The 17,944-nt window shown below is 59.3% G+C and carries 17 protein-coding genes and 7 tRNA genes; 17 read left to right on the top strand and 7 right to left on the bottom strand.

Annotation, left to right across the window (positions count from 1 at the left end; translation table 11 throughout):
• Positions 1-69: 69 nt before the first annotated feature.
• Positions 70-1,995: a 1-deoxy-D-xylulose-5-phosphate synthase gene (gene dxs / locus CORTU0001_RS07165; protein ID WP_034668428.1), complete on the top strand. Its 1,926-nt coding sequence runs from the start codon at positions 70-72 to the stop codon at positions 1,993-1,995.
• Positions 1,996-2,015: 20 nt separating this feature from the next.
• On the opposite strand, the gene CORTU0001_RS07160 is transcribed toward dxs, so the two are convergent.
• Both CORTU0001_RS07160 and CORTU0001_RS07155 read right to left on the bottom strand, forming a co-directional pair.
• Entirely contained in the window at positions 2,016-3,260 is a 1,245-nt protein-coding gene (locus CORTU0001_RS07160; protein ID WP_005328553.1) for an HRDC domain-containing protein, read from the bottom strand.
• 1 nt (position 3,261) lies between these two features.
• On the bottom strand, positions 3,262-3,921 hold the full coding sequence (locus CORTU0001_RS07155) for a DUF3000 domain-containing protein (RefSeq protein ID WP_005328552.1): 660 nt from the start codon (positions 3,919-3,921) through the stop codon (positions 3,262-3,264).
• A 146-nt stretch (positions 3,922-4,067) separates the two neighbouring features.
• On the opposite strand from CORTU0001_RS07155, the gene hemQ reads away from it, so the two are divergent.
• The gene (hemQ, locus tag CORTU0001_RS07150) at positions 4,068-4,769 is read left to right on the top strand and encodes a hydrogen peroxide-dependent heme synthase (protein WP_034668512.1); all 702 of its coding nucleotides are present in this window, start codon (positions 4,068-4,070) and stop codon (positions 4,767-4,769) included.
• 113 nt (positions 4,770-4,882) lie between these two features.
• On the opposite strand, the gene msrB is transcribed toward hemQ, so the two are convergent.
• The 5 genes from msrB to CORTU0001_RS07125 all read right to left on the bottom strand — a co-directional run bounded on the left by msrB (position 4,883) and on the right by CORTU0001_RS07125 (position 8,291).
• Positions 4,883-5,305, bottom strand: a complete 423-nt coding sequence (gene msrB / locus CORTU0001_RS07145) for a peptide-methionine (R)-S-oxide reductase MsrB (RefSeq protein ID WP_005328550.1) — start codon at positions 5,303-5,305, stop codon at positions 4,883-4,885.
• Between the two features lie 9 nt (positions 5,306-5,314).
• On the bottom strand, positions 5,315-6,466 hold the full coding sequence (locus CORTU0001_RS07140; RefSeq protein ID WP_005328548.1) for a glycosyltransferase family 87 protein: 1,152 nt from the start codon (positions 6,464-6,466) through the stop codon (positions 5,315-5,317).
• An 18-nt stretch (positions 6,467-6,484) separates the two neighbouring features.
• A complete protein-coding gene (locus tag CORTU0001_RS07135) occupies positions 6,485-7,171 on the bottom strand; it encodes a pyrimidine reductase family protein (protein ID WP_005328546.1) in 687 nt (228 codons plus the stop codon).
• Between the two features lie 72 nt (positions 7,172-7,243).
• Positions 7,244-8,146 (bottom strand): DMT family transporter, encoded by a 903-nt coding sequence (locus tag CORTU0001_RS07130; RefSeq protein ID WP_005328543.1) that lies wholly within the window; start codon positions 8,144-8,146, stop codon positions 7,244-7,246.
• A 73-nt stretch (positions 8,147-8,219) separates the two neighbouring features.
• Positions 8,220-8,291, bottom strand: a tRNA-Val gene (locus CORTU0001_RS07125).
• 245 nt (positions 8,292-8,536) lie between these two features.
• On the opposite strand from CORTU0001_RS07125, the gene CORTU0001_RS07120 reads away from it, so the two are divergent.
• The 15 genes from CORTU0001_RS07120 (at position 8,537) to CORTU0001_RS07050 (ending at position 17,927) form a co-directional block, all read left to right on the top strand.
• Positions 8,537-8,612: transfer RNA gene (locus tag CORTU0001_RS07120), tRNA-Gly, on the top strand.
• 47 nt (positions 8,613-8,659) lie between these two features.
• Positions 8,660-8,731 (top strand) — tRNA-Val (locus CORTU0001_RS07115).
• A gap of 38 nt (positions 8,732-8,769) precedes the next feature.
• A tRNA-Gly gene (locus tag CORTU0001_RS07110) sits at positions 8,770-8,845 on the top strand.
• A 30-nt stretch (positions 8,846-8,875) separates the two neighbouring features.
• Positions 8,876-8,946 (top strand) — tRNA-Cys (locus CORTU0001_RS07105).
• Positions 8,947-8,973: 27 nt separating this feature from the next.
• Positions 8,974-9,045, top strand: a tRNA-Val gene (locus CORTU0001_RS07100).
• A gap of 44 nt (positions 9,046-9,089) precedes the next feature.
• A tRNA-Gly gene (locus CORTU0001_RS07095) sits at positions 9,090-9,162 on the top strand.
• 530 nt (positions 9,163-9,692) lie between these two features.
• The gene (locus CORTU0001_RS07090; protein ID WP_005328541.1) at positions 9,693-10,259 is read left to right on the top strand and encodes a copper resistance CopC family protein; all 567 of its coding nucleotides are present in this window, start codon (positions 9,693-9,695) and stop codon (positions 10,257-10,259) included.
• A complete protein-coding gene (locus tag CORTU0001_RS07085; protein ID WP_005328539.1) occupies positions 10,259-10,825 on the top strand; it encodes a copper chaperone PCu(A)C in 567 nt (188 codons plus the stop codon). Before CORTU0001_RS07090 ends, CORTU0001_RS07085 begins: the two co-directional genes overlap by 1 nt.
• A gap of 2 nt (positions 10,826-10,827) precedes the next feature.
• Positions 10,828-12,054 carry a Dyp-type peroxidase gene (locus tag CORTU0001_RS07080; protein WP_005328538.1) on the top strand — a complete coding sequence of 409 codons (1,227 nt, stop codon included), beginning with the start codon at positions 10,828-10,830 and terminating at the stop codon, positions 12,052-12,054.
• A 77-nt stretch (positions 12,055-12,131) separates the two neighbouring features.
• Positions 12,132-14,195, top strand: coding sequence for a threonine--tRNA ligase (gene thrS, locus CORTU0001_RS07075; protein ID WP_005328537.1), 2,064 nt, complete (start codon positions 12,132-12,134; stop codon positions 14,193-14,195).
• Positions 14,182-14,781 carry an HIT family protein gene (locus CORTU0001_RS07070; RefSeq protein ID WP_034668426.1) on the top strand — a complete coding sequence of 200 codons (600 nt, stop codon included), beginning with the start codon at positions 14,182-14,184 and terminating at the stop codon, positions 14,779-14,781. The genes thrS and CORTU0001_RS07070 overlap by 14 nt, the downstream gene beginning before the upstream one ends.
• Positions 14,774-15,379: a phosphatidylinositol phosphate synthase gene (pgsA, locus tag CORTU0001_RS07065; RefSeq protein WP_005325002.1), complete on the top strand. Its 606-nt coding sequence runs from the start codon at positions 14,774-14,776 to the stop codon at positions 15,377-15,379. Before CORTU0001_RS07070 ends, pgsA begins: the two co-directional genes overlap by 8 nt.
• A gap of 39 nt (positions 15,380-15,418) precedes the next feature.
• On the top strand, positions 15,419-16,363 hold the full coding sequence (locus CORTU0001_RS07060) for a phosphatidylinositol mannoside acyltransferase (protein ID WP_005328534.1): 945 nt from the start codon (positions 15,419-15,421) through the stop codon (positions 16,361-16,363).
• A complete protein-coding gene (locus CORTU0001_RS07055; RefSeq protein ID WP_005328533.1) occupies positions 16,363-17,466 on the top strand; it encodes a glycosyltransferase family 4 protein in 1,104 nt (367 codons plus the stop codon). Before CORTU0001_RS07060 ends, CORTU0001_RS07055 begins: the two co-directional genes overlap by 1 nt.
• Entirely contained in the window at positions 17,466-17,927 is a 462-nt protein-coding gene (locus CORTU0001_RS07050) for a hypothetical protein (protein ID WP_005328532.1), read from the top strand. Before CORTU0001_RS07055 ends, CORTU0001_RS07050 begins: the two co-directional genes overlap by 1 nt.
• Positions 17,928-17,944: the final 17 nt, after the last annotated feature.

Below are 17,944 nucleotides of genomic sequence, written 5' to 3'. Positions count from 1 at the left end.
ATATTCACCGCCCGCCGCGGGTACGGTAGAAAAGAAGAACTAAGCACAGAAGGAGTTGAAGGCCGCTCCATGACTATCTTGGATACCATTAACTCGCCGCAGGACCTCAAGGCGCTGTCTGCAGACAAGCTTGAGGAGCTGGCGGCAGAGATTAGGCAGCGCCTCATTGACAAGGTCTCCGTCACGGGCGGACATCTGGGGCCTAACTTGGGCGTGGTGGAATTGACCATTGCGTTGCACCGTGTATTTGACTCTCCGCGTGAGCCCATTATTTTTGACACTTCGCACCAGTCCTATGTGCATAAGATGCTGACTGGGCGCACGGATCAATTCGATACCTTGCGGCAAAAGGACGGCCTTTCGGGGTATACGGACCGCGGCGAGTCCGAGCATGACTGGACCGAGTCCTCCCACGCTTCGGCGTCGCTGTCTACGGTTGATGGCTTGTCTAAGGCCTTCAAGATTCGCGGCGACGGTCACCGCAATGTCATCGGTGTTGTCGGCGATGGCGCCCTCACCGGCGGCATGTGCTGGGAGGCGTTAAACAATATCTCTGAGGACAAGGACCGCAATGCGGTTATCGTGGTCAATGACAACGGCCGTAGCTATTCGCCCACCATCGGTGGCATTTCCGAAAACCTCGGCCGCATCCGCTCTCAGCACGGTTATGACGAGCTCATGGAACAGGGTAAGCGCCGCCTGAAGCAAATGGGATGGGTAGGCGAGCGTGCCTTTGATGCTTTGCACGCCATGAAGGAAGGCGTCAAGTCCACCGTCTTGCCTACCGAGATGTTCCCGGAACTGGGCATGAAGTACATCGGCCCCATCAATGGCCACGATATCGATAGCTTGGTACATGCCCTGACTTATGCCCGCGATTATGACGGGCCCATCATCGTGCACGTGGTAACAGAAAAGGGCCACGGTTTTGCCCCGGCTGTCAATGAGCCGAAGGACCAGATGCACTCCACCGGTGCTATCGATCCGGTCACCGGCGTGGCTAAGGGCACCAAGCAACCTGGTTGGACGGCTGCCTTTTCCGAAGAGCTAGTGGCCGCTGCCGAAAAGCGCGATGACATCGTGGCCATTACCGCTGCCATGGCCGGTCCTACTGGGCTGGCTCCCTTCCAAGAGCGCTTCCCAGAGCGGTTCTTTGATGTGGGAATTGCCGAGCAGCACGCAATGACCTCCGCCTCTGGTTTGGCGCTCGGCGGGATGCACCCCGTCGTGGCGGTGTATTCCACTTTCTTAAACCGCGCCGTGGATCAGGTCATTATGGATATTGCGCTGCTAAAGCTGCCGGTAACCATCGTGCTTGACCGCTCCGGAGTTACCGGTTCCGATGGCGCTTCGCACAATGGCGTGTGGGATATGGCGCTCATGAGCATTGTGCCGGGAATGCATATTGCCGCACCGCGCGATGGCGCGCGCCTGCGGGAGCTCTTCCGCGAGTCGCTAGAGATTGAATCTGGCCCGTCCGTGGTTCGCTTCCCTAAGGGCAACCTGCTGCCGGATATGGAAGCGGTGGATACGTTGGGCGATGGCGTAGACATCCTGCACTATGGCGAAGCTGATGCCGGCGAGGACACCCCAGAGGTGCTCATCGTGTCCATCGGTGCCATGTCCGCGCGCAGCATCGAGGCTGCGAAGCAGCTGGGGGAGCAGGGCGTGAACGTTACCGTTATTGACCCGCGTTGGGTAGCGCCGGTGGCAAGCTCTGTGGTGGCTCTCGCCGCTGACCACGACTTGGTGGTTACGGCAGAAGACGGCCTTGTCCGCGGCGGTATTGGCTCTATGATTTCGGAGGCCCTCAGCGCAGCCGAGGTCGATACTCCTGTGCGCCGACTCGGCGTTCCGGGTTACTTCCCTAAACATGGCTCCCGCGGCGAGGTTTTGGAAGAGTTCGGGTTGACGCCTGAGCTTATGGCGGCGTCGATAAGCGAGTGGCTAGAAAACCTCACCGCTGATGTTAATGCGCGAGGAGAAGAGGACTAATCCTAGCCTGCTAAATATTCCTAGAAAAGACCGTCCACGATAATCGGGGCGGTCATTTCTATTTGCCATTCGCGCGCGCCCTCCGTGCGGAGGAAGGCAGCGACGTCGCCAGGCTGCCGGATGGCGCCGGCGACAGAATCAGGTCCGCGGTGGCGCTTATTGGCGCGCACACCTACCTTCGCCCATACCGCTGCACGCACAGTGGCAGGGCGGATAAGAAGCTCGGATGGCATGCCGAGTTCAGTAGCGAGATCGGCGATGTCCGCGCGGATAGTTTGGTATACCTCCCATAGGTCTGGATAGTCCTTGGTCCAGACGGTCTTGGAAGGAACCGGTTGTGGGGCGCGATGGACGCGAGGCCGCTGCTGCGGGGGAACGGCGCGCGCCTGGTGAAGCACAGCCATCCATTGGGCGGTCGCGCCCTTGCGCCGGCGGGGAAATCCCTTGACACGGGCAAGCTCGCCGGCGGTGGTGGGAAGGGTGCGCGCAATTTCTACCAGCGTCTTATTCGCTAATACCCGCCCGGGTGCAGTGTCCGTGCGCCGAGCGATAGCGTCGCGCTTAAACCACAGCTCTCGAGCAGCAGCGAGCTGACTGCCGCTGCGCAAACTGGAGATGCCCTTCAAATCGCGCCACGTATGCGGCTGGGGAGCGAAGTCTCCGGAATGTTCCTGGACTATGGCGGAAAATTCCTCCAGCGCCCAGTCCATCTTGTCTTGTTCGGCCAAAATGTCACGCAGGGCGTCGGCTAGCTCGAGGAGCAGTTCCACATCGAGCGCGGCGTAGGCCTTGAGCTCCTCGCTAAGCTGCGGGGTGGACCAGTCGGCGTCGCCGTAGCCCTTTTCCAATTCGACGTCAAAAAGCTCTGCGACCATAGTGCCCAGATTGGGCCGTTCAAAACCCGCGAGCCGTGCCGCCAGTTCCGTGTCAAAGATGGAGCCGGGAAAGAGACCGAGCCACCCGAGACAAGGCAAATCCGAATGGGCGGCGTGAATAATCCACTCCGTGCCATTGAGCACTGGGGCAAGGGCGGCCGTAAGCTCCTCGCGGTGGCCCTCAGGGGCAAAAAGCATCGTGCCCGCGCCGCGGCGGCGAATTTGCACCACGAAGGCGCGATCATCGTAGCGATAGCCGGAGGCGCGCTCGGTATCGATGGCAAAGGGGCCCGTACCTGCGGCGAGGCGGGCTGCGGCAGCGGTGAATTCCTCCGGGGTGGCAAGAACCGGCGGGATGCCCTCGAGCGGCCGGCTGCGCAATTCTGGCATATTAGCGGCCGAGCTCGGTGACGCCCTCAGGGGGTAGTCCGGCAACGTTGGCCAATACCTGGGCAAAGGCCTGCACGTGGGGTGCGAGATCGAGGCCTGCAGCAGTCCACGAAGCGCGCATTTCGATCTGGTAGGCGCGCGGTGGCCCGCCAATCTCGCCAAAACGCACGGATGCGGTGGAAGTGACGGTGCCGCCCAAATTGGTGTGGTCGGCCCCTTCCTTTTCCAGGCCTTCATTGAGCCATTGCCACGCCACATCGGGCAAGAGCGGGTCGCCGGCGACGGCGTCGTCCATATCCGCCTGGATATAGGCCACAAGGCGCATGGCGCCCTCCCAAGCTTCCTCAGCGCCCGGATCGTGGAGCAGGATGAGGCGGCCAAAGGCGTCGCCCTCTGCATCGGTGGGCACGATATCTGGGTCGTCTTCGTTTCCCACTTCGAGGCCGATTGCGTGGCTAAACGGCGCAAGGCGTTGCGGTGGGCGAATGGAACCTAGGGTGATCTCAGGGCGCAGGTCGGCCGCGTGCATGGACTCCACTGCTTGGGTGAAAGCGGCGGGGGTAGCTGGCTCGTGGCTTTCCGCCTGCCCGTGCAAAGGGGTGGGGGCGGAGGCCTCGGCGCTGCGTGGGGTGGTCGATTCGGAATTGCTCACGACGTTCAAGCTATAGTTTCGCGTCCTCTAGCTGGGGGAGGCGCGCCGATGCGGAGGCGTGTCGTCCTCCTTATGGCCGAGAAGTGACAAGGTTTCATATCCAACTTATGATGGATATGTTCGTTAACCCAAAGGCTTCTGCAAAGGAGAACGCAATGGCGAAGCTTGACTACAAGGAACTCAACGCGGTTCAGCAATATTCCCAGCACGCAGTTTTTAAGGTGATTCCGGGCTCGCTCGGCACCGAGCGAGCGGAGATCATCGCCCAAGCGCAGGAGTTCTTTGCCGGCGTGGAAAAAGCCGGAAAGGTAACCGTGCGCGGCATTTACGACCTCACGGCTATGCGCGATTCCGCCGACTTCATGATCTGGTGGCACGCCGAGGAATTCTCTGACCTACAAAAGGTCTTCGGGGACTTCCGCCGCGAGACCACCCTGGGCCAGGTAAGCGAAGTGACCTGGGTGGGCAATGCCTTGCACCGTCCAGCAGAGTTCAATAAGTCCCACCTGCCCTCCTTCATCATGGGTGAGGAGCCCAAGGAGTGGATCTCGGTTTACCCCTTTGTGCGCTCTTATGACTGGTACACCATGGAGGATGAAAAGCGCCGCCGCATCCTCATGGAGCACGGTATGCAGGCGCGCGACTACCCCGATGTGCGTGCAAATACCGTCCCAGCCTTTGCCCTGGGTGACTATGAGTGGATTTTGGCCTTCGAGGCGGATGAGCTCCACCGCATCGTCGACCTGATGTACCTGATGCGCTACACCGAAGCCCGCCACCACGTGCGCGAGGAGATTCCTTTCCACACCGGTCGCCGCGTCAAGGACGTCGCAGAGCTCATCGCAGTTCTGCCCTAAAAGTAACGCCGCCCAGCAGTAGCCCTGCTTGGCGACGTCCCCCCTTAGCCGCGCTCCGTCACTAGCCTGCACGTTAGGCTGCTGACGGGGCGCGCTTTCTTGTGCATGGCACCTTAGGCGGTGCCTCCTTCTACCGGCTTTTCCTCCAGGTCCAAGCAGATGGAGTTGATGCAATAGCGCAAGTCAGTGGGGGTGTCGTAGCCCTCGCCCTCAAAGACGTGCCCTAGGTGAGACTCGCAGTTGGCGCACAGAACCTCTACGCGGCGCATGCCTAGGGAGTTGTCTTCGCGCTCGATGATCTTGTCTCCGGCAAGCGGGGAGAAGAAAGATGGCCAGCCACAATGGGACTCAAACTTTTCCGTAGAGCGGAAAAGCTCCGTTCCACACGCGCGGCAAGAATAGACCCCCTCGGTGGTGGTATTGGTGTACTCGCCTACGTGGGGCGGCTCGGTGCCGGCTTCGCGCAGGACGTAGTATTCCTCGGGGCTTAAGCGCTGGCGCCATTCAGTATCGGCAATGAGCTTGAAATCGGTCATGGGCCGAGTCTAAACCGTGCTGCGTGCGGCACGCCACCAGCCGGCGACCGTAGCGAAAATTGCGACGATAAGCAGCGCCCATCCCGCCGTGGCCGTGAAAAAATTCATCCACCGACCAGCATCCGGGTGCGCTGTAGACGCCCAGGAAACGGGAGCCAAATAGAGAAAGGCCGCAAACCACGCACCCGCAGAATGGAAAACCGAACGCTTGAGCACCACGGTAAACATCAATGGGAATAGCCACATGGAGTAATACTGCTGGCCAAGGGAAGACAGGAAGAAGATACCCACCATGATCGCCCCGCTGGTCGTTAGTGCCCACAAGGTCGGGTCGGAGTTGCGCCAGCGCAAAAGCCCGAGAATCGCTGCGGCCGAAAGCGCGGCAAAAATCAACCACACGGTCCAATACAGCCCCGCACCAAAGTCAACGTAGGCGTGGAAGCCTGCCCAGGAAGAATTGGCATAGTCACGGGGTTCTGAGAGGTAGGGCAGGAGGTTATCCACAAAGCCGCTAGCGCCCGGCACGAGCGGCCACGCTAGGAGGTTGAGAACGACCGGTACGCCAATGCCAGTCGCGAGACTGCGCCATTGCAGCTTGACCAAGGGCAGGAAGAGCAACGGCGCAAACTGTGGCTTAATGACGATGGCCAAGCCAATGACCACGCCCGCCACCCAGCCCAGCCATGGGGTGCGCTCGGCGCGCACGAAAGCCCACAAGAACACGGTCATGCATAGCAAGAGAATGCCGTTGATATTGGTAAATGCGAGTGTATTGGTCACCGATTCCGTGACAAAGGCCAAAGCGATAGATACTGGCCACACTGCCGAAGTAAGTGTGCGGCCCACCGTAAGGGTGAGCACCGCTAGCGCTGCCACGATTGCAGCCGCGTTGGCGATGATGAATAGTCCCCGTGCTAGCGAAAAATCAATATGAGCTAGCGGTGCGAGCAGCAACGTGGCTCCCGGGGTATACAGGTACAGCGGGTCCACGTGGTTATAAGCCTGCTCGTAGACCGGCTGGCCAGTGGACATGCGTGCCACAGCGTTATACACGGTGGTGAAATCATCCGTCGGCGTGCCATTGCGCGCGATGATGAACACGCGATGCACAACAAGCAGGATGGCCACGGGCCAGGCGGCGACATTGATTCGGGAATTCACGGCCCCTTAGTCTACGGCCTAGCGGGCGCGGGAATACCGCAGAAACACCGTGCCATCCTTATCGTCCGCCACATTTTCTAACTGCATGCGGCGATGGGAATGCTCGCCCTTAAAGGTTGCCATGGGAGTTTCCACACCAGTGGATAGATGTGGGTCCAGCGTCAAATACATCTGGTCGATGGCATCGATGTCTACCAGCTGCCCAATCATTCCTGGCCCGCCCTCGCAGAGCACGCGCTTAAACCCGCGGTCCTTTAAAACGGATATGTAGTCCTGCACGGTTCCTTCGCCAGCATCGCAGACTTCCGCGCCTGTGGATTCGATGGTCGCGATGCGCTTTATAAGCTCTTGATTGTCCCGGCTGCTATGGGGGATCAGGATGATGGGAGGGGTAGTGAAGTCTGTGAAGAAGTCCGCGGTGATATCGAAATCAAGGCTGCGGGAAGGCACGGCAATAGGAGCCGGCCGCGAACCATCCCCGTTAGGTTGTACTCCGGAGTAGTCCTCCGCGCGCACCGTTTGCGCGCCCACCAGCACGACGTCTGCCCAATTACGTAGCGCAGCAAAAAGCTGCCCATCAGTGTCATTTCCCATGTCTTCGGATACATGGTTCATGGTTGCCGATCCTGTTAGCGTGCTGACCATATTCGTGCGGACGGTGAATACATCACCGGAATCGGGGCCCAATAGCGAAGAGATATCCATGCCTTCCCAGCCTAGTCAAGGCACCAGATACCCAGCACGGCAAAGTACCGGGCATAGCTACAGGAGAGGGGCTTACACCAGGCGGATGAGTATTACGCCAACCAAGATCACTGCAATGCCGGCTACCTGGCGCATGGCGACGCGGGCACCCCGCATCCGATCAATGAGCACGGAGCCCAACATGGAACCAAGAAGGGTTGCCACCACAGTAAGCCCAGTGCCAATCTGCGGTACTAAGGCCGCGTTGCCAAAGACAAACAAGGCTCCCAAGGCGCCGCCTGCCCACATCCACCACGGGTTAGCCTTTCCCTCGGGACGCTCAATGCGAGGGCGCCAGCGCAAAACAATATTGAGCATTACGAGCGCGGAAACGCCAATGCTAAAAGACACCAAAGCCGCACTAACGGGCGACCCGGTAATCTGGCCCAGGTGGCCGTTAATGGCGGATTGGCTTGCGGTAAAGCAACCAAAGACAAAGCCTGCGAGGCGCCACAGCCACAACGCCATAGCGCTGTCTTCTTGCTTCGTTGGCGCGCCGGGGCTGGCGACAATAGAAATCACTCCACCGAGAACAACTAGTGCCCCTAGAGTGCGAATCAGGGACAGTGGGGAAGTGGGGGAGTCAAACAGCCCAAAGTGATCGATGACAAGGCCCATCATGATTTGGCCCGCGATGGGAAGGACTACGGTCTGGACCGCGCCCAGATGAGGAAACAACAGGATATTTCCAGTAAGCGCAACCACGCCGAGCAGGCCACCGAACCAAACCCACAGCGGTTCCCCAAAGGCACGGGAAATGCCAAACTCGCCGCCGGTGACGGCTGTTGCAATGACAAGCAACGTCAACGTGCCCACGGCAAACGAGATGAGCGACGAGGAAAACGGCGTGCCAGTAGATGCGCGAAGGCGCGTATTAACCAGGGTCTGAACGGGTAGAACGAGTCCGGCGAAAATGCCTAAGAGAATCCACAACACGTCGGGACACTTTACAGGCATATAAAGAAACCCGCCCAAGCCCCTTTGGAGTGGAGCGGTGGGCGGGAAATTGTGGTCCTAACTGGGATTGAACCAGTGACCTTTCCGGTGTGAACGGAACGCTCTCCCACTGAGCTATAGGACCTTGCGGTGGCTAAATCTACACCGCACCAAATTCAAACACCTAATTGGCTGGGCAGGAGTGCGCATCAAGGGGAGGCGGCCTGCGGTCCAGTGTCTTGGGAGAATCACACCAGTGTGTTTTGGGATGGCCCAAATGTGAAAAATCGGTACCGGAAAGAATGCCGCTGGGCTGGGGATTTGGAAACTGGCGCGGAGCACGATAATGTTTCTTCTCGCACCGCAACGGTACAAAGTTCGCGGGGCAATGCGGATGTAGCGCAGTTGGTAGCGCATCACCTTGCCAAGGTGAGGGTCGCGAGTTCGAGTCTCGTCATCCGCTCCACGCTTTTCTTGGGTTTCACCCGTGAAGAGTGATTCTAAATGAATAGCGCGCGATTAGCTCAGTGGGAGAGCGCTTCCCTGACACGGAAGAGGTCACTGGTTCAATCCCAGTATCGCGCACAAGGACTTTGTCCTAGAAACCGGGCTTGGTTTCGCATGCGGATGTAGCGCAGTTGGTAGCGCATCACCTTGCCAAGGTGAGGGTCGCGAGTTCGAGTCTCGTCATCCGCTCCAGCACTGTATTGTGTGAGGCGGTATCGCCACGGTGGAATGGCCGAGTGGTGAGGCAACGGTCTGCAAAACCGTGCACACGGGTTCGATTCCCGTTTCCACCTCAACTTCTTAATGCCTTCGGGCATTAAGCGCGATTAGCTCAGTGGGAGAGCGCTTCCCTGACACGGAAGAGGTCACTGGTTCAATCCCAGTATCGCGCACGAGAGTCCTATTTGGGGCTCTGCAACAAACTCCGGTTTGTTATGCGGATGTAGCGCAGTTGGTAGCGCATCACCTTGCCAAGGTGAGGGTCGCGAGTTCGAGTCTCGTCATCCGCTCAGGTGAGCCGCCCTAGAAATAGGGTGGCTTTTCGCATGTCTAGCTAGGATCGCAGGGTGAACAGCTGTTAGTTGCAGTAGCCACAGTGGAAGGGGTAGCGATGTCACGCAATGTTTTAGTTCCGCTACTGGTGGGTGCCTCAGGCTGCCTGTCACTCTTGGTAGGAAGCGCACTATTTGCTGTGGGGCTATCGGAGGCGGATATCGGTGGCAATTCCGGTAACGCGATTTGGCCCTGCGCTCTCATCGTTGCAGGTACGGTTTCGATAGTCACTGCCTTGATGCTGACTGGTCCTGCATTTGAAAGCAGGCGTGCTGGGGAATGCTGAGGGAGCCAGCTCCAATCATTGAGTTGGCATTCCTTAAATAGTGATAAATGCCTCTTTTTATTCAAGGCGGGGAACTTGTGCGCACTACAGCCCGACATATGACTCGACGCGCTGCTTATCGCGATTGCCGCTCCGGCAAACCGCGCGGCTAGTATGTCTGACAATTCAACTTGTGCATTTTCAACACAAAAGGAGCTATTTATGGGCTACCGCGTACCTTGGCTGCGCCGCACGGCGGCAGCAGTCGGCACTGCAGCACTAGTTCTGGGCGGGTCGATGCCGGCCGCCTTCGCGCACGACTCCGTTATTGGCGGTTCGGTCAAAGACGGCGACCAACTCGACGAGTTTCCGAAGGAAATCACCCTCGAGTTTTCTGGTATCCCCAAAGAAGACTTCAATACCTTTGCCGTGACCAACGCGGATACTGGTGAGAAACTCTTTAGCCAGGAACCGAAGCTCAATGAGCGGGATCTCACCATTGAAACCCCTGCGGATGTCCACCCTGGGCCGGGTAATTACCAGGTGGGTTTCCAGATCACGTCTTCGGACGGACACGCTACCCGCGGGGGAGTGGAATTTTCCGTCAAGGGTGACTCCTCCGAGAGCACCGAGGCGACTGAAGCTGATTCGGCGTCCCAGGATGGGGATGAGGGCCTACCGACCGCGCTGAAAATCATCCTGGGTGTGGGCGGCGTTTTGGCAATTGCCGCAGTAGTTGCCCTATTTATTGCCAAGTCTCGTCGCATTGATTCGGAAGGTGAAAAATAATGTCCAAGATTTCTAGCATCGCCCTTGTGGGCTTGACTGTGGCCGGCCTCGCCCTGGCGGGTTGCTCACCGCAAAACCAAAATGATTCCACCGAGTCGAAGACGGATGCTGCCACTAGCACAGGGGAAACATCCTCCGCTGCGGAATCTAAGGAACTGACCTTTGAGGATGCTGTCGTGCGCGCCAATGAGGACAAGGACATGACCGCCATCTTTGGCACCCTGGTCAACCATTCCGACAAGGACATCACCATCACTGGATTTTCCACCAGCCTCAATGCCAAAGTGAACCAGATGCATGAGACTGTCGATGGCAAGATGCAGGAAATGTCGAGCCCATTGGTAGTTAAAGCTGGCGAGTCCCACGAGCTGGCACCTGGTGGTGACCACTTCATGCTCATGGAGATGGAAAACCACATCGCTCCCGGTGAATCCCTTGACCTCAAAGTGGAGCTAGAGGGCGGCGAAGAGCTCGATCTGGGCGAGATTCAAACGCGCAGCATGCCTGCCGGCGATGAGGACTACGGCGATATGGCAGGCCACGGTATGGAAGGCCACAACCACTAGTTATGTCTGGATTCAGCAGAAGGGGATTTCTCACCGGCGCTGCGGTATCGACTAGCGCCTTCGCGTTGGCAGGCTGCAATAACCAGGGTTCTTCCCCGGGTGCTGAGGCCCAGGAGCAGCCTGCGCTTGCCGACGCCCTCGTGGCTTTCGACGGCGAGCATCAGGCGGGCATTGCTACTGCAGAGCAGGCGCACCTGAACCTGGTGGGGTTTGACCTTAAAAGGGGCGTCGACAAGCGGGGGTTTGCCAGCCTGATGAAATTGTGGACCGAGGACGCCCGCGCGCTGTGCACCGGGGAGCCGCCGCTAGGCACGCTAGAGCCGGAAATGGTGCAGCAACCCGCCAACCTAACTATCACCTGCGGTCTAGGCGAAGAGGTTTTTAACCTGCTCGGAGTGGACAAGCCCCAGTGGTTGAAAGATGTGCGTTCCTTTAAACGCGATGCGCTGGAGCCTAAGTGGGGACAAAGCGATATCGTCTTGCAGATCTGCTGTGATGACCCACTGATGAATACCTACGCCCTGCGGCACATGGTGCGCGCCGGTGAGCACTATGCCAGCGTGAAGTGGTTGCAGCAGGGCTTTATTAACGCCTATGGCAGCCAGGAAAAGGGCGCCACCGCGCGCAATATGTTCGGACAAAAGGACGGCACCGTTAATCCGCGCAGCGAAGAAGACTTCGCAGAGCAAGTCTGGATCGATGAGGGCCCGCAGTGGGCCAAAGGGGGAACGGCGATGGTGGTGCGCCGCATCCGGATGAACGTGGATACCTGGGAGAAACTAGATCGCTCTTCTCGCGAGAATGCAGTGGGGCGCAGGCTCGACAATGGTGCCCCGCTTACCGGTAAAGAAGAGTTTGACGCCGCGGACTTTGAAGCGGTGGATGACTACGGCCTGCCAGTGATCGATAAAAACTCGCACATGGCCGTTGCCGCCCCGCCGGCCGATCATCCAGAGCAGCGCATCCTGCGCCGCCCGTACAGCTATGAGTTAGCTCCCGATGGCAAGGACGGGCAGCTTTCCAATATTGGCCAGGTTTTCATCTGCTATCAGCAAGATCCCACCAAGCAATTCGAGCCTATCCAGGCCCGTTTGGATAAATCGGACCTGCTGAACGAGTGGCTGACCCATATTGGCTCCGCTATGTATTTCTGCCCGCCGGGCACCCGCGATGCCGACGGGCGCGAGTCATGGTGGGCAAAATCGCTCTGCGAGCATGCAGGGTTGTAGAATGGCTATCGGAAAATTTAAATAGCGGACGCGGCCAGGTATGCCGCCGACGCACGAGCGCATAAAGGAGCGCGATTATGGCGGAACTCATCCCCGCAGTACCGGTCAATTACGATTCCTTCACCGTGCCCGCCGGCCAGGCCGTGGGCGCAGCAATGCGAGAGCTCAACCTTCCCAATAAGGGCCCTGAGGCTGTCGTAGTCGTTCGCGGTGAGGACGGCACTCTCTTTGATTTGTCGCACACCCCAGACACGGAGTCCACCTTTACCCCGGTTGCCGCCAGCGAGGAAGACGGCCGCGCCGTCATCCGCCACTCCTGTGGCCACGTTATGGCCCAGGCCGTGCAGGCCGAATTCCCCGGCACTAAGCTGGGCATCGGCCCGGCCATTGAGAATGGCTTCTACTTCGATTTCCAGACCGCCGAGCCTTTCACGCCGGAAGATCTCAAGGCGATTGAAAAGCGCATGAAGAAGATCATCAAGGGCGGCCAGCGTTTCGAGCGCCACGTCTACGAATCTGCTGAGGAAGCGGAAAAGGCCCTCGCCGAGGAGCCCTTCAAGCTCGAGCTGGTCCAGGACAAGGGCAATGTTGACCCTGACTCCGACGAGGCCGCAGAAGTCGGTTCCGGCGATCTCACCCACTATGACAACATCAACCCGCGCACCGGGGAAGTAGAGTGGTTCGATCTCTGCCGCGGACCGCACGTACCGACCACCAAGTACATCCCGGCTTTCACCCTGACCCGTTCTTCTGCTGCCTACTGGCGCGGCGACCAGTCCAAGGCTGGCCTGCAGCGCATTTACGGCACCGCTTTTGAGTCCAAGGAGGCGCTGGAGGCCTACCAGACCATGGTGGAAGAGGCTGAAAAGCGCGACCACCGCCGCCTGGGTCAGGAACTAGATCTCTTCTCCTTCCCGGATGAGATTGGCTCCGGCTTCCCGGTATTCCACCCGAATGGCGCGACCGTGCGCATGGAGATGGAAAACCACTCTCGCAACCGCCACGTCCAGGCTGGGTACTCCTTTGTTAATACCCCGCATATCACCAAGGGTGACCTATTCAAGAAGTCTGGCCACCTGGACTTCTACGCCGACGGTATGTTCCCACCGATGCAGCTCGATGGCGAGTATGACGAAGAGGGCAATACCGTCAAGGAGCCGCAGGACTACTACGCCAAGCCCATGAACTGCCCGATGCACAACCTGATTTTTGCATCCCGTGGCCGTTCCTACCGCGAGCTCCCGCTTCGTCTATTTGAGTTCGGTACCGTCTACCGCTACGAAAAGTCTGGCGTGGTCCACGGCCTGACCCGTGCCCGCGGCTTTACCCAGGACGATGCCCACATCTACTGCACCGAAGAGCAGCTGGAAGAAGAGCTAACCAAGGTCCTCGACTTCATCATTTCCTTGCTGAAGGACTACGGCCTGTCTGACTTCTACCTGGAGCTTTCTACCAAGGACCCGAATAAGTTCGTCGGTTCCGATGAGATCTGGGAGCGCTCTACGTCTATCCTGCAGTCGGTCGCAGAAAAGTCCGGCTTGGAGCTGGTTCCGGATCCCGCAGGTGCAGCCTTCTACGGCCCGAAGATTTCTGTGCAGGCGCGCGACGCCATCGGCCGTACCTGGCAGATGTCTACCGTGCAGTTGGACTTCAACCTGCCGGAGCGCTTCGAGCTGGAATACACCGCGTCGGACGGCACTAAGAAGCGCCCAATCATGATTCACCGTGCGCTCTTCGGCTCCATCGAGCGATTCTTTGGCGTCCTGCTGGAGCACTACGCCGGCGCCTTCCCAGCATGGCTAGCACCGCACCAAGTGGTGGGCATTCCGGTGGCTGACGAATTCTCCCCGCACCTCGAAGAGGTTGCCACCCAGCTGCGTCAGAAGGGTATCCGCGCCGATGTGGATACCTCTGATGACCGCATGCAGAAGAAGATTCGCAACCACACCACCGGTAAGGTTCCGTTCATGCTGGTGGCTGGCGCGCGCGACGTAGAAGCTGATGCCGTGTCCTTCCGCTTCCTCGACGGCACCCAGGTCAATGGTGTGCCGGTAAAGGAAGCTGTGGAGCTCATCGCCGCATGGGTAGCAGAGCGCAACAACGAGCAGCCGACCGAAGAGCTCATCAGTGCCCGACGCTAAAGAGACACACGAAACCGACAGCTCCGCCGTCGCTGAAAACCAAGCTGCGGAGGAGACCTTCGTTGACTCAGGCGCTGGCGAGCCGGACCGCCTAGAGCGGTTATGGGCTCCTTATCGCATGGCCTATATTGCCAAGCGTTCTAAAGACCCCTTCGTAGAAGCCCCACAGGGGAGCGACGAAGACGGGCTCATCATTGCTCGAGGCAAGTCCGTCTATGCATTGCTGAACCTGTTTCCGTACAACGCCGGGCACCTCATGGTTGTGCCGTATCGCAAGGAATCGCAGCTGGAGAACCTCACGCAAGAGGAATCTCAGGAGTTGATGGCCTTCGCGCAAAAGGCCGTCCGGGTGCTCAAACGGGTTTCGCACCCAGAAGCCATCAATGTGGGCCTGAACCTGGGTCGCGCTTCGGGCGGCTCGGTAGGAGATCACCTGCACCTGCATGTGGTGCCAAGGTGGCCCGGGGATAGTAACTTTATGACTGTCCTCGATGGGACTAAGGTATTACCGCAGCTTCTGCAGGATACGCGCCGCGTGCTGGCAGAAGGATGGCGCGAGATGGAAGAGGAGGATTCGCGTGCTTAGCGTGCATGGGCGAAAGCCCGCCGCCGTGGTGGTGGAACCTATAGCGAAGGCCTTTTTGAAGCTGGGCCTGACCCCGAATGTGGTCACGGTTGTGGGCACCATCGTCACCATTGCGATTTCGGTGATCCTTATTCCTACCGGCCACCTCTTTTTCGCTGCGGTCCTGTCCGGTCTCTTCGCCGCTTTCGACATGCTCGACGGCACCATGGCGCGCCTGAGCGGCAAGGCTACTGCCTTTGGTGCGACCTTGGATGCGTCCTGTGATCGCATCACCGATGGCGCATTGTTCAGTGCTATTGCATGGTGGCTGATTTATTCTGCGGATTCTTCCCGCATCACGGTCATTGCCTGCTTTGTCACCTTGGTATGTTCCCAGGTCATTTCCTATATCAAGGCTAGGGGAGAAGCGTCCGGATTCAAGATGGTCGGCGGCCTTATCGAGCGTCCCGAGCGGCTTATTTTGGCCCTGGGCGGCATCGGCCTCGAAGGCCTAGGAGTACCGCATGCCATTGAGGTTGCGCTGTGGATCTTGGCCGTGGGCTCCGTCTTTACCGTGTGCCAACGTATGGTTATCGCCGCCCGCCAGGAGCAGCAGTAGCTCATACTGCACCACCTAAAACCAGGAGGTTGTAACACCATGTGGGACAAAGAAGACCTCTCCGCGGCGGGTTACCTCGCGGGGTGGAAGGTGGTGCGCCGTCTGCCCGAGCCCATCGCGCGCACGCTTTTTCGCTGGGGTGCGGACTACGCAAGCGGCAACGGTCGCGGAATGGAGGGCTTGCGCCGCAACCTGGCGCGCGTGGTAGGCCCAGAAAACGTTACCCGCGCGTTGGTGCGCGATTCCGTGCGCTCCTATATGCGCTATTGGATGGAGGCCTTCCGCCTGCCAGCCATCCACGGTGATGCCGGGCTGCATGAGCGCTTGCTCAGTGGCTTGGAAGGCCTCGAGCATTTTGATGCTTCGGCTCAATCCGGGCGCGGCACCATTTTGGCGTTGCCGCATTCCGGGAATTGGGATATGGCGGGCGTCTTCCTCGTTGGCCATTATGGGCAGTTCACCACCGTTGCGGAGCGCCTTAAGCCCGCAGTGCTTTTCGACGCCTTTGTGGACTACCGCGAAACCCTTGGCTTTGAGGTTCTTCCCCTCACCGGCGGCGAATCCTCGCCTTTTGCCCGCCTCAAAGAGGTGCTGGAAGCCGGTGGCGTGGTCTGCCTGCTGGCTGAGCGCGACCTGACCCGAAGCGGCGTTACCGTGGATTTCATGGGGGAAAAGGCCAATATGGCCGCCGGTCCCGCACAGCTTGCTATAGAGACCGGCGCCGCCCTGCACGTGGTGCACTCGTGGTTTGAGGGCGAGGGCTGGGGGCTCTCTGTGTCTCCTGAGCTCGAGGTAACGGACCTGCAGGAGACAACTCAGCGCATGGCCGATGGCTTCGCCGCCAATATCCGCCGCCACCCGGAGGATTGGCATATGCTGCAGCCGCAGTGGAATGTGGACATAGAGAGGCGTCGGCAAGCGCGGGCGGGCAAAGAAGCCCGCAATGCCCGCCACACCGGGCCATCGCAGGAAGGGGAGAGCTAGTGCGCATAGGAATCGTGTGCCCCTATTCCTTCGATGAACCAGGTGGAGTTCAAGCCCATATCCTTGATCTAGCCACAGTTTTCATTGAGCAAGGGCACCACGTTCAGGTCATTGGCCCCGCTGCGGAATCCACCCAGCTGCCAGATTTCGTAGTCAAGGGAGGGCCGGCTTTCCCCATCGCGTATAACGGTTCGGTGGCGCGCCTGTCCGTGGGACCCCACGTAACACGCAAGGTAAAGCAATTCATCAAGCAGGGCGACTTCGATGTCTTGCACATCCATGAGCCTAACTCCCCGAGCTTTTCCATGACCGCGCTGGCCGTGGCCCAAGGCCCACTGGTGGCGACCTATCACGCCTCTGCATCGAGCTCCCTGGTGCTGACTCTGGCCAAACCATTCCTCGTTCCCTTCTTGGAAAAGATCCGCGGCGGCATCGCGGTATCCGATATGGCGCGGCGGTGGCAGGTGGAGCAATTGGGCGGCGACCCGGTGCTCATTCCCAACGGCGTGGATACATCGGTCTACGCGCAGGCTCGGCGCCGCAGCCCGGCCAAAGCCCCCGGCGATCCCTTGGAAGTTGTCTTCTTGGGACGGTTGGATGAACCGCGCAAGGGCCTCGATATCCTGCTGAGCGCGCTCCGCCAAGTACACCACGATATCCGTGTAACCATCATGGGCGGTGGCCGCGCCCGCGAGGTCGAGGGTGTGGATTTTGTAGGCCGGGTCAGCGACGCCGAAAAGGCAGAAATCCTGGGCCGTGCCGATGTCTACGTGGCCCCCAATACCGGTGGCGAAAGCTTCGGCATCGTGCTGGTAGAGGCCATGGCGGCCGGCGCAGCTGTCGTTGCTTCCGATCTGGAAGCCTTCCGTGCGGTGTGCAATGCCGATTCCGACGAGGTTGCCGGCGCACTCTTTCGCAATGAAGACAGCGAGGATCTGGCTCGCGTCCTCAACGAGGTGCTTGATGATGCCGAGTATCGGGCCCAGTTGGTGCGCAATGGCGTCCAACGCGCCAGCACCTATGATTGGGACCATGTAGCGGCGGCCGTGATGCAGGTCTACGAGACTGTCCAAGACGGTACCAAGGTGAGGGTAAAGCGTTGATGGCCATAGAAATTGCCCTAGTCCTCTTCCTACTTATCATCGTAGGTTTGTGGGCGCTTTTTACCGCCCAGCGGCTTAACTCGCTGCACATCCGCACTGATGCCTCGCTGGCCCAGCTACAGGCGGCACTAGACCGCAGGGCAGCGGTGACAGCGGCCGTTGCACCAGAGCTCGCGGCGCTAGCTCAGCGGGCGGAATCTACCGAGCTCTATCAAGGACACTTCGAACCGCGCACGATGGCCGAGCGGGAACTATCTGCCGCCATCGTGCGGGAGTTTCCTGCGGACCGTCGCCCGGCCGCGCTTGCCGACGCCGAGGGCCGCATCCAACTTGCCCACCGCTTCTACAATGAGGCGGTCAGCGACACTCGGGCGCTGCGTCTGCGACCTGCGGTACGGCTCTTTCATCTGGGCGGCACCGCGAAGCTGCCGGAATATTTTGACTATATGCTGGCCGAGTAGGCAGCAGTTCTACCTCA

Origin of the sequence: Corynebacterium tuberculostearicum SK141, from assembly GCF_000175635.1 — a bacterium.
In the GTDB taxonomy this organism is placed as follows: Bacteria; Actinomycetota; Actinomycetes; order Mycobacteriales; family Mycobacteriaceae; genus Corynebacterium; species Corynebacterium tuberculostearicum_C.
The sequence above is the reverse complement of the archived record's forward strand: the minus strand, read 5'-3'. Positions and strand labels throughout refer to the sequence as shown.

Excerpts from the sequence above, each read along its gene's own strand:
- CORTU0001_RS07060 (WP_005328534.1), top strand. The coding sequence starts at position 15,419 with ATGTGGGACAAAGAAGACCTCTCCGCGGCGGGTTACCTCGCGGGGTGG.
- CORTU0001_RS07085 (WP_005328539.1), top strand. The coding sequence starts at position 10,259 with ATGTCCAAGATTTCTAGCATCGCCCTTGTGGGCTTGACTGTGGCCGGC.
- dxs (WP_034668428.1), top strand. The coding sequence starts at position 70 with ATGACTATCTTGGATACCATTAACTCGCCGCAGGACCTCAAGGCGCTG.
- thrS (WP_005328537.1), top strand. The coding sequence starts at position 12,132 with ATGGCGGAACTCATCCCCGCAGTACCGGTCAATTACGATTCCTTCACC.
- CORTU0001_RS07090 (WP_005328541.1), top strand. The coding sequence starts at position 9,693 with ATGGGCTACCGCGTACCTTGGCTGCGCCGCACGGCGGCAGCAGTCGGC.
- hemQ (WP_034668512.1), top strand. The coding sequence starts at position 4,068 with ATGGCGAAGCTTGACTACAAGGAACTCAACGCGGTTCAGCAATATTCC.
- msrB (WP_005328550.1), bottom strand. The coding sequence starts at position 5,305 with ATGACCGATTTCAAGCTCATTGCCGATACTGAATGGCGCCAGCGCTTA.
- CORTU0001_RS07050 (WP_005328532.1), top strand. The coding sequence starts at position 17,466 with ATGGCCATAGAAATTGCCCTAGTCCTCTTCCTACTTATCATCGTAGGT.
- CORTU0001_RS07160 (WP_005328553.1), bottom strand. The coding sequence starts at position 3,260 with ATGCCAGAATTGCGCAGCCGGCCGCTCGAGGGCATCCCGCCGGTTCTT.
- CORTU0001_RS07080 (WP_005328538.1), top strand. The coding sequence starts at position 10,828 with ATGTCTGGATTCAGCAGAAGGGGATTTCTCACCGGCGCTGCGGTATCG.
- CORTU0001_RS07135 (WP_005328546.1), bottom strand. The coding sequence starts at position 7,171 with ATGGATATCTCTTCGCTATTGGGCCCCGATTCCGGTGATGTATTCACC.